Below are 13162 nucleotides of genomic sequence, written 5' to 3'. Positions count from 1 at the left end.
CGGGAATCGGGTGGGGCTCGAGGTCGATGCGGGGATGGTGCGGGAGTTGTTGCGGGAGCAGCATCCTGATTTGGCGGATCTGCCCGTGTCGTTCGGGGCTCGGGGGTGGGACAACCAGATGTGGCGGTTGGGGGAGGAGTTGGTGGTGCGGATGCCGTGGGCTACGGATTCGGCGGATCTGTTGTTGCGCAAGGAGTTTGCGTGGGTGCCCCGGGTGGCGGCGGAACTGCCGTTGCCGGTGCCGGTTCCGCAGCGGCTCGGGGAGCCGTCGGAGCGGTTTCCGCACCCGTGGATCGTGACGACCTGGGTGGCGGGAGTCGCGGCGGATCGTGCTCCGGTGACAAGGGTTGCGCAATCGGCCTGTGCGCTGGCGGATTTCGTGAGCGTGCTGCATCGCGTTGCGCCCGGGAACGCGCCGACCGGGCGGGGGCGTGGCGGGCCGCCGCGGGAGTACGCCGAGGGGTTCGCGCGGCAGCTCGACGAGGCCGTCGAGCGGGGGCTGATCGCTGATCCGGCTGCGGTTCAGGCGGTTTGGGATGACGCTGTCGCCGCGCCGGAGTGGGAGGGGCCGCCGGTGTGGCTGCATGGCGACCTGCACCCGGCGAACGTGCTGACGGACGCGGGCACGATCTGCGGCATCATCGACTTCGGTGATCTGTGCGCAGGCGATCCGGCCTGCGATCTCGCCGCCGCGTGGATCGTGTTGCCGGACGGTGGAGTCGACCTCTTCTACGACGCCTACCGGCAGGTTGCCGACTCTGCGACCCGGCGTCGTGCTCGTGGAAATGCTTTGGGCCGCGCCCTTGCCGGGATTCTCATCGGGGATGCCGGCGTGCACGGCCGTCCGGGCGGGAAGCCCACGTGGGGGCCGCCCGGACATGCCGCACTGCGTCGGTTGATCGAGACGATCGAGTGAGCGGTCAGCTCAGGGCCTTGGTCAGCAGGTCGGTGATGCGGGATTCGACCGCCGGGGTCATGGCCTGCAGGGCGTAGGTGACGGCCCACAGGTCGCCGTCGTCGAGGTTGGCGGGGTCGTTGAAGCCGAGGGTGGCGTAGCGGTACTTGAACTTGGCGGCGGGCTGGTAGAAGCAGACGATCTTGCCGTCGCGGCAGTAGGCGGGCATGCCGTACCAGGTTTTGCAGGTGAGCTCGGGGGCCACGGACTTGATGAGGGCGTGCAGGCGTTCGGCGATTTCGCGGTCGCTGCCGGTCATTTCGGCGATCTTGGCGAGGACGTCCTGCTCGCCGTCGGCCTTGGCGGTCTTGGCGGAGCGGCGGGCCGCGGTCTTGAGTTCGGCGGCGTGGGCCTTCATGGCGGCGCGCTCGGCGGCGCTGAAACCGACGGTGGTCTTCTGGGTGGTCATGACTGGAATCCTTTGTGAGAGTGGGGAAGTGGTGGAGGGAGTGGCTAGCGGTCCTGGATGAGGCCCAGCAGGTTGCCGTCGGCGTCGGTGACCGTGGCGACCAGGCGGCCCCCGCCCACCTCGCGGGCGGCCTGATCGACGGTGGCGCCGGCCGCGGTCAGTTCGGCGATCTTGGCCTCGATGTCGGTGACGTGCCAGTAGGAGACCGGGTAGGTCGCGGTCTGCGGGGTCGCGGGCATCAGGCCGATGTGCTGGCCCTCGACCTCGAAACCGACGTAGTAGGGGGAGTCGGTCTGGGGCTCGATGCCCAGCAGTGCGATGTAGACGGACTTCGCGGCGGCGAGGTCGGAGACGGGGTGCAGAACGGTGTTGAGTCCCAGCGTGGTCATGGCTTCTCCTGAGGTCGTGAGTCCGGATCTTCCCTGGTGATCGGGGTGGTTCCGGTGTGCATTCAGCATCGCGTCCGGGACCCCTCGCCCACATCCGTGCCCACCACGGAATCCACCACGGAGACAACTCGGTATCCGTCCGTACCGTGCGGAGGGCGATCTTGCGGCAGACTTGGGTCCATGGCTGTGACGGCGGAAATCTCCACTCGTGAAGCGGAAGTGCTGGCGCTGGTGGGCGAGCACCTCAGCAATGCCGAGATCGGGGCGCGACTGTTCATCTCGGTGCGCACGGTGGAGAGTCACGTGTCGTCGCTACTGCGGAAACTGGAGCTGCCGGACCGCCGGGCGCTGGCCCAGCACGCCGCCGCGACCCGCACCGCGAGCCCGCAACCCGCGTCCCCGCTGCCGAAACCCTTGACCTCGTTCATCGGCCGCACCACGGAACGGGGGGAGCTGGCCGAACTGATCAAGACGCAACGGCAGGTGACCGCGGTCGGACCGGGCGGTGTGGGGAAGACCCGGCTGGCGTTGGCTGTGGCGGCGGAGGTGGCCGCGGACTTCGCCGACGGCGTCTGGTTCGTCGATCTGGTGCCGGTCGCCAGCCCGGATATGTGCGTGGTCGCGGGGACCGTGGCCATGGCCCTCGGCCTCGGAGAGCAGCCGGGCCGCAGTTTCGACCGGGCCTTGCTGTCGGTCCTGGCCGACCGCAATGCCCTACTGGTGCTGGACAACTGCGAGCACGTGCGCGACGGCGTCGCGCCCTTCGTGGAGCAGCTGCTCGAGGCCTGCCCGGGCGTGAGCGTGCTGGCCACCAGCCGCGCCCGGCTCATGGTGCCGTTCGAGCGCGCGTATGCGGTGCCGCCCATGTCGCTTGCGGGAGAAGGCGCTTCGGACGCGGTCGACTTGTTCATGGATCGCGCGGCCGCCGGCGGCTGGCCGCCCAACAATGCCATGCGCGACCAGGTCGCGAGCTTCTGCGAACGCCTCGACGGGGTGGCACTGGCCATCGAACTCGCGGCCGCCCGCTGGACCAGCCTCGGATTGGACGGTCTCACCGCAGGATTGGACGACCAGCTGCGCATGCTCTCCGGCGGGGCCCGCGCCGACGACCGGCACCGGTCGGTGCGCGCCGCCCTGGACTGGAGCCACGCACTGCTCGACCCCGAGGACCGTGTGCTGCTGCGCCGCGTGTCGGTCTTCATGACCGCCTTCACCGTCGACGCGGCCGCCGAGGTGACAGGCATCGAGAAAGGCTCGGTCGCAGCGGGATTGGCACGCCTGGTCGAACAGAGTCTGCTGGTGGTGACGGAAACACCCACCGGCACGCAATTCCGGGCGCTCGAAACCATCCGCCAGTACGGTCAGGAACAACTCGAGGCGGCGGACGAGGTGACCGCCACCCGCACCGGCCATCTACGCTGGTGTGTCACCGAGGCCGGCGATCTGTCGGTGGTGCGCGGCGACTGGCGGCCCCGATTCGACACCGCCGCAGACGATTTCCGCGCCGCCCTGGGATGGGCGGGCGAACAGCCGGACCGCCGTGCCGACGCCTACCAGCTGGCCCGTCGATTCGCGCACCTGTTGTTCGCCCGGCACTTCACCGGCGAATCCCAGTGGCGTTTCACGCAGGCCGCCTACTTCTCCGACGATCCGGCCGCATCGGCGGAACTCCTGCGGCACGCCGCCGCAGCCGCCGGATGCCAGGGTAACGGCGATGACATGTACGGGATGTACCGTGCCGCCGCCGATTTCGCCCAGCGCGCCGGGGATTCCGCCGCCGCAGCCGCCGACCTGGCCGCCGCAGCCGCCGCCACCCACCGATTCGCTGGCAAGTTCGAGCACCTACCACCTCGCCGGGAAGTACTCACGCTCCTGTCCGAGGCGCAACACCTCACCGACCCCGGGGCCACCGACCCCGCAGCTGTCGGCCCCACTGTCGCCGACCCGACCGGGCAAGCGACAGTGGACGGATCCGGTATTGCGCAGGTGGAGTCGGCCCACCCCGATACTGTGCCGGGTGGTGTGGCCGCGCCCGGTACCGCTCGGGGGGAACAGATTTCGGTAGCACGGATCCGAGCCGACGATGCCGCGGCCGAGGCGGCGGGGGCGGTCGCCCGGGCCGCCGTCGCCTTGGCCGAGGCTGCGGTACTCGCCGGTAGCTTCGGCGCGTCGGGAGCGGGATCGGATCTGCCTGTCGCGGAGGCGATTTCGCTGGCCGAACGGGCGGTGGAGTTGGCGCGTGGGACGCGGGATCCGTTCGCGGAGTCCGCTGCGCTGGATGCCCTGGCGGCCGCGCAGAGTCGCGCCGGGGAGCCGGCAGCCGCGGCAGCCACCGCGCGGCGGCGGATTCGGTTGTTGTCGACCACGCCCGACAGCCCGATCGGCACCCACGAGCTGATCGACGCGCTCGAGCAGGCCGCTGAATTCGGGCTCGGCGCAGGGGATCTGCCCGGGGCGCGGCGCTGGGGGCGGCAGCTCGCCGAGCATCCGATGCTCGCCGAGGCCGGTCACACCGCCACCAGCCGACTACTGGTGGCGGATGCGCTGGCGGTGAATGTGGACGAAGTGCTCACCCACGGCGCGCGGTTCCTGGAGGCATGGCAGCGCGAAGACCGCCCGGCGCGTTCAGCGCTGGGTGCGGCAGCGGCCGGGGTGCGCATGGTCCACGGCTTGCGCGACGACTTCGACGCCGAGCGCGAATGGACCGGCGTCCTACAGCAACTCGGTACCGCGCCCGCCGATGCCAATAGCCACCAAGCGGTGTTCGATGCGCTCCTCATGCTGCACCATGGCCAGCCGACCGATGCCCTGGAACGCACCGACCTGACGCTCGAGCAGGCCCGTGCCGAGCTCGGTGGGGTCTGGCTGCCTTGGTATGTGGCCCTGCACGCGGAAGCCGCGGCCCTCACCGGATCGGCGGACGCCGCCGAGCTTGCCGAGGCGCGTGCGGCCGTCGACGGAAACCCGGTGGCCGCCGCCGTCATCGACCGGGCCGATGCCCTCCTTGCCAAGGATCGCGACCGATTGCTCTCCACCGCAACCACATTCGGTGCGGCCGGTTGGACGTACCAGTCCGCCCGCACCATGATCCTGGCCGGTGGCGAGGCGGCCGCCCAGGGCGCGGCCATGATCACCGCACTCGGGCTGGCTCCGATGACGACACTCGTACACCTCTAGGCCGGGCGGCGACGAAATCCCGATCGGCTCGTCCTAGCCCGTCCGAGGTGGATGGGGCGGCAACGGTGCACGCTGCCACCCCATCGTCATGCTCAACGAAAGCTGTTGTCCGCCTGGATCACCGACGACTGAAGACGTCGGTGCCGAAGGCGCGCAGGCCGGTCTGGCCGGCAAAGCCCAAGTGCCCCTTGCCATCGGATCCACCGGTGGTGATGCGGAGGATGTCCTCGTAGCTGCGCAGCGCGGAATAGTGGTTGTACGGGGTGTCGTTGACGCTGCCCGGTGCGATCAGCTTGGAGTTCAACAGCACCGCGCCGACCTTGCCGCCGCCCGGGTACTGGCCGGGGCCCGTCGGCGGCTTGCCGCCGAGCTTGGCGAGCAGCGGCGGGAATCCGGGGTTGGCGTTGTCGGGTCCCGGCTGTTCGTTGCAGCAGGCGGTCGCGTCGCTGGTGGAGGCCTCGTCGAAGGTGACGACGACGAGCATCTGCCCGTCCTTGTAGGCGGGCGAGTTCAGGATCGTGGGCATCCAATGCTTCAGCCACAGGTCGGCGGCGACCAGGCCGCCGGTGTGACCGCCCTCCACATTGGTCCCGACACAGGTGGCGTCGTGACCGTCGTTGCAGGTGTTCGGGGTGATCATGGCGAATTCCGGAGTGGTGTCCTTGCGTGCCAGGTCCGCGGCCAGATGTCCGCTGAACTTGTCGCCGCTCGAGCCGGTGGTGAGCGTGCCCATCGGCACGACATGCTGGGCGCAGTAGCCCGCATTGTCGGTCACGCCGTGGAAGAACAGCGGCGGCACGTGGCGGATGGCGTACTGATCGGTGACCGTGGCCTTGTTCGGGAAGGTGCCGTTCGCGGCCGGGTGGGCGCAATCGGTGCCGCCCAACGCATCCGGCGTGCCGAAGTCGCGGGCGGGGTCGTTGCCCATGTCTTCCGCGTACATCCGCCACGCGGTGCGCGCCTTGCGGTCATCGTCACGGTCGTCCTCGCCGTGCCGGGCATCGAGCTGGTTGCCGATCGTCTGCACCGCGGCCGGGTAGACGCATCCGCTGCCGTCGACCTGGCCCGGGAAGCGCTGCTGGTCGGCTACCGGTGTACCCGGGGTGACGTCGGTGTAGGTGGAGGCGAAAGTAGTGGTATCGGTGATGCAGTCGTTGCCGGACACGGTGTTCGGCGCCTGTCCGGAGATCTGTGCGAGGTAGTTGTCGGTGCTGAAATGCCCGATGCCGTAGTAGTGGCTGAGCAGCTGTCCCCGCGGCACCAGCGTCTTGTTCAGATACGTCGCCGGTGAGTTCGCGCCGAACGAGCTGTCGAAGTCCTCGTTCTCGAGATCGATGACGAGCACATGCTTGATCTCGCGCGCCTCGGAAGGCTCGGCGGCAGCCAGCGGCTGCCCGGCCAGACCTAGCAGAGCGGCCGAAACGGCAAGTGCGGCAGCTCTGCTCACGGCGGTAGAACGATGATTCACAATTCCTCCAGCTGGTGTGTCGCGGGGATGCTCCCAGCAGCAGGAGAAATACGGATGAACGGCCATCGACACCGATACGCCGAATGAACGACCGTCCCATGTGGACGAACTCACGCCCCGGTGGCGAGGAATGTGTGCAGGCGGTCGGCGAAACCCGGTGCGGCGGCGACGAAATGCCCGGCACCGGGGGCTGTGACGCGGTGGGCATCGAGGGCGATGGCGAGGGCGTCGCACAGCGTCTCCAGGGCGGGAGTGTGCGCGCCGGAGGCGACCAGGGCGGGAATTCCGGCACCCCGCAACGCATCCAGGTCGGGGCGGGCCTGACTGGGTAGCCGGCCGTGGTGGGCGCGGCGCACGGCGGCTGCCGCGGCGGCGGGCAGGGGACCCTCGGCGATGCCCGGAGATCCGGACAGGACCAGGAATTCGCGCAGGGCGGCCGGATCGGTGTCGAGACCCTCGGTGAGGACCAGATCTCCCAGGCGGCGCAGCCGGGCCACTGCGGGATCGTGGTCCGCGACGAAGTACAGCGGCGGTTCGATCAAGGTCAATGATCGTACGGCCCAAGGGTTTCGGACCGCTGCCAGCAGCGACCCCAGCACCCCGTAGGAATGCGCGACGACGTGCGGCCGGTACTCGTCGAATACCGAGGCGAGATCCTCGGCATCGATGAGGAAGTCCTGCCCGAGGCCCGCGACCGGGGGACTGGGCGGGAAGCCGCGGCGGTACACCAGCAGCAGTGACCATCGTTCGGCCAGTGAATCCAGCCCGGCCCATGTCGTTTTCGGTCCCGCCCCGCCGTGTACCAGCGCGACCTCGGGGCCGTCTCCCCACCGATGCACCGCGAGCGCGTCCACGATCTCAGTCTCTGCCCGGCACCCCGGTCGCGTCGAGCGAGACGCTGCTCACACGGTCCAAGTCAGCAGCCGGTACCGGAAGGCTCACCGTGCAGCGACTCGATCACGCAGTTCGCCTTGTCCCGGCTGTGTTTCGCATCGGTGTCCAGGGTGGCCACCAGCGCGTCGGCGCGGGCGCGGCCCAGCACCGGTCGCACCGTGAGGGTCGATCCCACGTGACTGCCCGGGCCCGCGGTGAACGCGCAGGACAGGGTGGTGGTGCCGTTGCCGGGCATCTGTACGACGCCGGAGCAGTCCGGGCGCTGGGTGGCGTCGCCGTTGACGGTGATGGTCGTCTGATACGACACGAAGATGTCGTCCACGGGGGCCGTGTATCCGGGAATCGTGATGGCCAGGAAGGGCTGTGGGCTGCTGGTCAGGGTGGAGACGGCCGTGCAGGACGGGCCGCACGGGTTGCTCCAGCCGCCCTCGGTGGTGACCTTCGTTTCGGTATTCGAGGCGTCGTCGAGGGCGGTCACCGTGGGCCGCAGGTCGCTGTAGAAGCGCGCGACCTCGTCGACGCTCATCATGTCGAGCAGCACGTCGAAATTCGGGTCGACGATCCGCTCGGGTCGTCCGGAGCTCACATAGGTGGTCACCGTATCGCTGACGATGCCCTGCGATCGATGCCCGCCGAGGGTGGTCGCGGCTCCGAGCGTGACCGGTATCCGCTTGTCCGCGTTGGGATCCAGTCGCCGGCCCAGGGTGACGGGCCGGAGCGCGTCCGCCAGTCGCAGGTCGTAGAAGCTGGCCGGTTCGAGGATCTGCTCGCCGTCGGCGTAGGTGGCCTCGTCCTGGTCGAATCCGTAGGCCAGCCAGGCGGCGCGGGTGCCGCGCAGGAACGTCTTCCCGTCGATGCTGAGGAAGTTCAGGAGGTTGCCGCCGCCGATGTCCACAGTGCCCGACACATCACCGACATTGGTGACGCGCAGATCCAATCCCGCACTCTTACCGCCGGTTCCGGTGAGCCGACCGGTGTAGTGCACTCCCGGCGCGTTGATCAGAGCGACCTGCGCCGACTGCAATTCGTCCCGGGCGGACGGCGATTTCGTCTCGGACCGGCTGATCAGCCAGCCGGTCACGGCCGCCACTGCCAGAGCAACCACGATCAGCCCGCTCAACCACGGCCACCAGCGGCGTCGGCCGGCCACCACGGTCACCGTTTCCGGTTCCGCGGCAATCGAGTCCTCTGTTGTCATCCCCGCCCCCATAACCGACTGCTTAGTCAGATGCCATGACCGCAGCACTATATGGTTCGGCATTGAGCCCGGCAAACCGAATCAGAGGTATTCGCGCAGGCTATGACCCGGCTCGCCCACGCGGCCGCAGGGGTCGCCGAGCATGACTGTGCGACGTGGCCTTCCGGCCGCGCCGCACAGGTGAATCGAACTCAGGCGCAGACCTTTACCGCGTCGGCCCGATTCTGCGCACTCACCGGCAACGTCCCCCGGCTGCCATCCGGCACCATGGCCAACTGCAGCCACTGGGTTCCGCTCCAGTCATAGATCCCGACCGTCTGTCCGGTCCGGTTCCAGTACGACTTCATCCGATCCCCGACCCCGCCATTGCCGATATCGTGCAGCACACAACTGTTGTCGACCTGCACGATCATGCTGCCGGTCCCGCCGACGCCATCCCACGCGCAGAACGTGCCCCCGGGACAGTCGTACGCCAACTGCGCCGACGCCGGCGCGGCCGTCACCATCGCCCCACCCGCGACCGTGCCGAACGCCAGCACCGCGGCAGCCATCGCCCCACGAATGCCCTTACCCCGCTGAATAATCGTCATGATCCTCCCCTTCATCGGATACTCGGTTTCCCGTCTTGCCCCTAGACCCTCGCCACGCCCACCAACGACCCGCCAACGACGGACTAACGAGCCAGGTGACATCCTTCGGCTATGACCTTGGTGCTGTTGGCGTTGGCGATTGCGTGTGAGGTGACGGCGACTGTTTCGCTGAAGATTTCCGAGGGGTTCAGCAAGCTGGTGCCGTCGATCATCGTGGTGATCGGGTATGGGGCGGCGTTCTATTTTCTGTCGCAGGCGTTGAAGCGGGGGATGGCCATCGGGGTGGCCTACGGGATCTGGTCGGCGGTGGGGGTGGTGGCGGTGGCGACCATCGGGGCGCTGTTTCTGGACGAGCACATCACGCCGGTGCAGATCGGCGGGATCGCGCTCGTCATCCTCGGGGTGCTGGCGCTGGAACTCGGTGGGGCGCATTGACCCACGCCGGGGTCAGTCCTCCACGCGGACCACGTATCCCGCGTCGGCGAGGGCGGTGAGGACCTCGTCGCGGTGGGCGGGGCCGCGGGTTTCGAGGGTGAGCAGGACCTCGACTTCGTAGATGGCGAGCCAGGATTCGGTGCGGGAGTGGACCACGTCCACGACGCTCGCACCGGTGCGGCCCAGTTCGGTGAGCAGGCGCGAGAGGCTGCCGGGGCGGTCGGAGATGGTGATGCGGGCGGCCAGGTAGCGGCCCGCGGCGGCGAGGCCGTGGCCGATGACGCGGGTCAGCAGCAGCGGGTCGATATTGCCGCCGGACAGCACGGCGCAGACCGGGCCCTCGAGGGCGAGTTCGGCTGCGTCGCACGCCATCAGGGCGGCGACGGCCGCCGCACCCGCGGGCTCGACGATCAGTTTCGACCGTTCCATGCACAGCAGCAACGCCTTGGACAGCGCCTCCTCATCGACGGTGACGATGGTCGGCGCACACTCGAGGATGTGTTCGAAGGGCACCTCGCCGGGCAGCCCGACCGCGATGCCGTCGGCCATGGTGGCCATCTGCTCGAGCGCCACCGGTTTACCGGCCGCCAGCGAGGCGGGCCAAGCCGCCGCCTCGGCCGCCTGCACGCCGATCACCCGGACCTCGGGCTTCAACCGTTGCAGGGCCGCGGCCACCCCGGCCAGCAGGCCGCCGCCACCCGTCGGCACCAGCACGGTGCCGACATCCGGTAACTGGTCCAGGATTTCGAGCCCGCAGGTCGCCTGCCCGGCCACGATATCGATGTGATCGAACGGGTGCACCAGGGTCGCGCCGGTGCGCTCAGCGAATTCCCGGGCAGCGGTGAGGGATTGGTCGATGGTGTCGCCGGTCTGATGCACGGTCGCCCCATAAGCCTTGGTGGCCACCAGTTTCGGCAGCGCCGCGCCCACCGGCATGAACACCGTGGACTCGATCCCCAGCGAGGTCGCCGACCAGGCCACCCCCTGCGCGTGATTGCCCGCGCTGGCCGCCACCACCCCGCGTGACCGCTCCGCCTCGGACAGGTTCGCGATGCGGTTGTAGGCCCCCCGCGGCTTGAATGAACCGGTGCGCTGCAGGTTCTCGCACTTGAGGAACACCTCGTGGCCGGTGCGCTCCGACAACACCCGCGACGCCACCACGGGAGTTCGCCGGATCACCGGTGCCAGAAGGGTCGCCGCCGCCTCGATCCGTGCCATGAGATCCATGGCGGCCATGTTGCCAGGGATTCACCTGGGTGTCGCCGAGCGGCGGGAATCAGACACGGCGGGTGACCGGCAATCCCGGGAAAAACAGACCATCGGGTTTATGTTCACAGCGATCACCGCAGTTCAGCACCTATTTCTTCGAGAGAGGGAAGCTGTGCCGACGATCGTGAAAGCACTGACCGCGCTCACCGTTTCGGCCGCGGTCGCCGGGCTCGCCCCACTGTCCGCCGCACCCGCGCACGCCGGATCCATCGGCAGCTGCAGCGGCGGCGACTTCCGCTGGACCGCCGTCAACGGCGCGATCACCATGACCCCGACCCTGCTCACCTTCACCTCGGTCGGCCGGCTGTGGGGTTGCACCGGCTACCCGGGCATCAGCGGCGCGACCTTCACGGGTGAGCACATCGCGTGGGCCGACTGTATGCATCCGGCCGACGGCCCGCTCACCGTCTGGATCAAGTGGGACAACGGCGATGCCAGTACGCTCTGGGGTCCCTGGCCGGTCGGCATGGCCCAGCCGACGGTCGGTCCCATGCAGGTGGTGGACGGTTTCGGGCTGGGCAACTGGGTCCGGGTCAGCGCGGAATACGAAATGATGACCCCGGAGATGGTGATGGGCTGCCTCGGTCCCGGATTGACCACCGGTCCCGGACGTCTCAACGCCACCATGATGTGAGCGGGAAAGCTGTCACGCGAAAGATATACGGCTCACGAAATGACCCGGAAACCGAAAAGCAATCCGTGGGGAACGGCTCGTTCCTACCTTGAGCCCACTCACTACATCGGCTTTTCGGATCGGAACCCCCATGACCGATATCGTCACTCCGGCCGCGGCAGCGTCCGCGGCGGAGAAATCCACTCCAGCGTACGACCCCAGGCTCACCAATGATGATCTCGCCCCGCTGAAGAAGCAGACCTGGGGCGCGTACCACATCTTCGCCTTCTGGATGTCGGATGTGCACAGCGTCGGCGGATACGTCACGGCGGGCAGCCTTTTCGCGCTCGGTCTGGCCGGCTGGCAGGTGCTGGCCGCGCTGCTCATCGGCATCACGATCGTATATTTCCTCTGTAACCTGGTTGCCGCGCCCAGCCAGCGGGCCGGGGTGCCGTATCCGGTCATGTGCCGCAGCGCCTTCGGGGTGAAGGGCGCGAATATTCCGGCCATCATTCGCGGACTGATCGCGGTGGCCTGGTACGGGATTCAGACCTATCTGGCCTCGGCGGCGCTGATCGTGGTGGCGGTCAAGCTGTTCCCGAGCCTCGCGCCCTACGCGGTGTCGAAGGATTACGGCTTCCTGGGGTTGTCGCTGCTCGGCTGGGGCGCGTACCTAGTGCTGTGGATCGTGCAGGCCGCCGTGTTCTGGCAGGGTATGGAATCGATCCGCAAGTTCATCGACTTCTGCGGTCCCGCCGTCTATGTCGTCATGTTCTTCCTGTGCGGCTACCTGATCTACAAGGCCGGGTGGGGTTCGATCAACCTGCAGCTGGGTTCGGTCAAGTACCACGGCTGGGACGCCCTGCCGGTGATCCTGGGCGCGATCGCGCTGGTCGTGTCCTACTTCTGCGGGCCCATGCTGAACTTCGGCGACTTCTCCCGCTACAGCAAGTCGATGGCCGCGGTGCGCCGCGGCAACCTGCTCGGGCTGCCGGTCAACTTCCTGGCCTTCTCGCTGCTGGTCGTCATCACCGCGTCGCTGACCATCCCGGTGTACGGCGAGCTCATCACCGATCCGGTCGAGACGGTCTCGCGCATCGACTCCACCTTCGCCATCGTGCTGGGCGCGCTCACCTTCACCATCGCGACCGTCGGCATCAATATCGTTGCCAACTTCATCTCCCCGGCCTTCGACTTCTCGCACGTGAGCCCGCAGAAGATCAGCTGGCGGATGGGCGGCATGATCGCGGCGGTCGGCTCGGTGCTGATCACGCCGTGGAACCTGTACAACAACCCGGACGTCATCCACTACACCCTCGAGGTGCTGGGCGCGTTCATCGGACCGCTGTTCGGGGTGCTGATCGCCGACTACTACCTGATCCGCAAGCGGGAGATCGCGGTGGACGACCTGTTCACCATGTCCGAGACCGGAAAGTACTGGTACACCAAGGGATTCAATCCGGTCGCGGTGATCGCCACCGTGGTCGGGGCGCTTGCGGCGGTGTTCCCGGTACTGGCCAAGGACGTCTACGGCATGCACACCGCGGCCCAGTACAGCTGGTTCATCGGCTGCGGCCTGGCCCTGGTCATCTACTACGGACTGGCCACCCGGACGAAACTCATGGCCACGGTCTGAGGCACAATCTCTGGCAGCGGCGGCGTCCGCTGCCAGAGATTTGCTGGCAAGTGATAAATGTCCTGACGCCAATGTGTTTCGAGCGACATAATCCCCACAGAATGACGTATTAAAGAGCACATCGCGAAA

General features: G+C 68.1%; 12 protein-coding genes. 5 read left to right on the top strand and 7 right to left on the bottom strand.

Annotated elements, in window-relative coordinates; genetic code table 11:
• Positions 1-10 precede the first annotated feature (10 nt).
• Positions 11-916 (top strand): aminoglycoside phosphotransferase family protein, encoded by a 906-nt coding sequence (locus tag ACFXHA_RS43965; RefSeq protein WP_379367144.1) that lies wholly within the window; start codon positions 11-13, stop codon positions 914-916.
• 4 nt (positions 917-920) lie between these two features.
• Here the strand turns inward: ACFXHA_RS43965 and ACFXHA_RS43960 are convergent, their stop codons facing one another.
• Positions 921-1364 carry an iron chaperone gene (locus tag ACFXHA_RS43960; RefSeq protein WP_379367142.1) on the bottom strand — a complete coding sequence of 148 codons (444 nt, stop codon included), beginning with the start codon at positions 1362-1364 and terminating at the stop codon, positions 921-923.
• Positions 1365-1408: 44 nt separating this feature from the next.
• A complete protein-coding gene (locus tag ACFXHA_RS43955) occupies positions 1409-1753 on the bottom strand; it encodes a VOC family protein (protein ID WP_379367140.1) in 345 nt (114 codons plus the stop codon).
• 180 nt (positions 1754-1933) lie between these two features.
• Here ACFXHA_RS43955 and ACFXHA_RS43950 point away from each other — a divergent pair, with 180 nt between their 5' ends.
• Positions 1934-4930: an ATP-binding protein gene (locus ACFXHA_RS43950; protein WP_379367138.1), complete on the top strand. Its 2997-nt coding sequence runs from the start codon at positions 1934-1936 to the stop codon at positions 4928-4930.
• A gap of 118 nt (positions 4931-5048) precedes the next feature.
• On the opposite strand, the gene ACFXHA_RS43945 is transcribed toward ACFXHA_RS43950, so the two are convergent.
• The 4 genes from ACFXHA_RS43945 to ACFXHA_RS43930 all read right to left on the bottom strand — a co-directional run bounded on the left by ACFXHA_RS43945 (position 5049) and on the right by ACFXHA_RS43930 (position 9080).
• Positions 5049-6377, bottom strand: coding sequence for an alkaline phosphatase family protein (locus ACFXHA_RS43945; RefSeq protein ID WP_379367136.1), 1329 nt, complete (start codon positions 6375-6377; stop codon positions 5049-5051).
• A gap of 131 nt (positions 6378-6508) precedes the next feature.
• Positions 6509-7252 (bottom strand): alpha/beta fold hydrolase, encoded by a 744-nt coding sequence (locus ACFXHA_RS43940; protein ID WP_379367135.1) that lies wholly within the window; start codon positions 7250-7252, stop codon positions 6509-6511.
• Between the two features lie 62 nt (positions 7253-7314).
• Positions 7315-8490 (bottom strand): hypothetical protein, encoded by a 1176-nt coding sequence (locus ACFXHA_RS43935; RefSeq protein WP_379367133.1) that lies wholly within the window; start codon positions 8488-8490, stop codon positions 7315-7317.
• A gap of 191 nt (positions 8491-8681) precedes the next feature.
• The gene (locus ACFXHA_RS43930; RefSeq protein ID WP_379367131.1) at positions 8682-9080 is read right to left on the bottom strand and encodes a peptidase inhibitor family I36 protein; all 399 of its coding nucleotides are present in this window, start codon (positions 9078-9080) and stop codon (positions 8682-8684) included.
• Between the two features lie 111 nt (positions 9081-9191).
• Here ACFXHA_RS43930 and ACFXHA_RS43925 point away from each other — a divergent pair, with 111 nt between their 5' ends.
• Positions 9192-9515 (top strand): DMT family transporter, encoded by a 324-nt coding sequence (locus ACFXHA_RS43925; protein ID WP_379367129.1) that lies wholly within the window; start codon positions 9192-9194, stop codon positions 9513-9515.
• A 12-nt stretch (positions 9516-9527) separates the two neighbouring features.
• Here the strand turns inward: ACFXHA_RS43925 and ilvA are convergent, their stop codons facing one another.
• On the bottom strand, positions 9528-10742 hold the full coding sequence (ilvA, locus tag ACFXHA_RS43920) for a threonine ammonia-lyase (RefSeq protein ID WP_379367127.1): 1215 nt from the start codon (positions 10740-10742) through the stop codon (positions 9528-9530).
• A gap of 154 nt (positions 10743-10896) precedes the next feature.
• Between ilvA and ACFXHA_RS43915 the strand changes: the two genes are divergently transcribed.
• Together ACFXHA_RS43915 and ACFXHA_RS43910 are read left to right on the top strand one after the other, a co-directional pair.
• Positions 10897-11418 (top strand): hypothetical protein, encoded by a 522-nt coding sequence (locus ACFXHA_RS43915; protein ID WP_379367125.1) that lies wholly within the window; start codon positions 10897-10899, stop codon positions 11416-11418.
• Between the two features lie 130 nt (positions 11419-11548).
• The gene (locus tag ACFXHA_RS43910; RefSeq protein WP_379367123.1) at positions 11549-13033 is read left to right on the top strand and encodes an NCS1 family nucleobase:cation symporter-1; all 1485 of its coding nucleotides are present in this window, start codon (positions 11549-11551) and stop codon (positions 13031-13033) included.
• The last annotated feature ends 129 nt before the right edge of the window (positions 13034-13162 follow it).

Source organism: Nocardia sp. NPDC059240 (assembly GCF_042753865.1).
Lineage (GTDB): Bacteria > Actinomycetota > Actinomycetes > Mycobacteriales > Mycobacteriaceae > Nocardia.
This window is presented reverse-complemented; position numbering and strand designations above follow the sequence as displayed.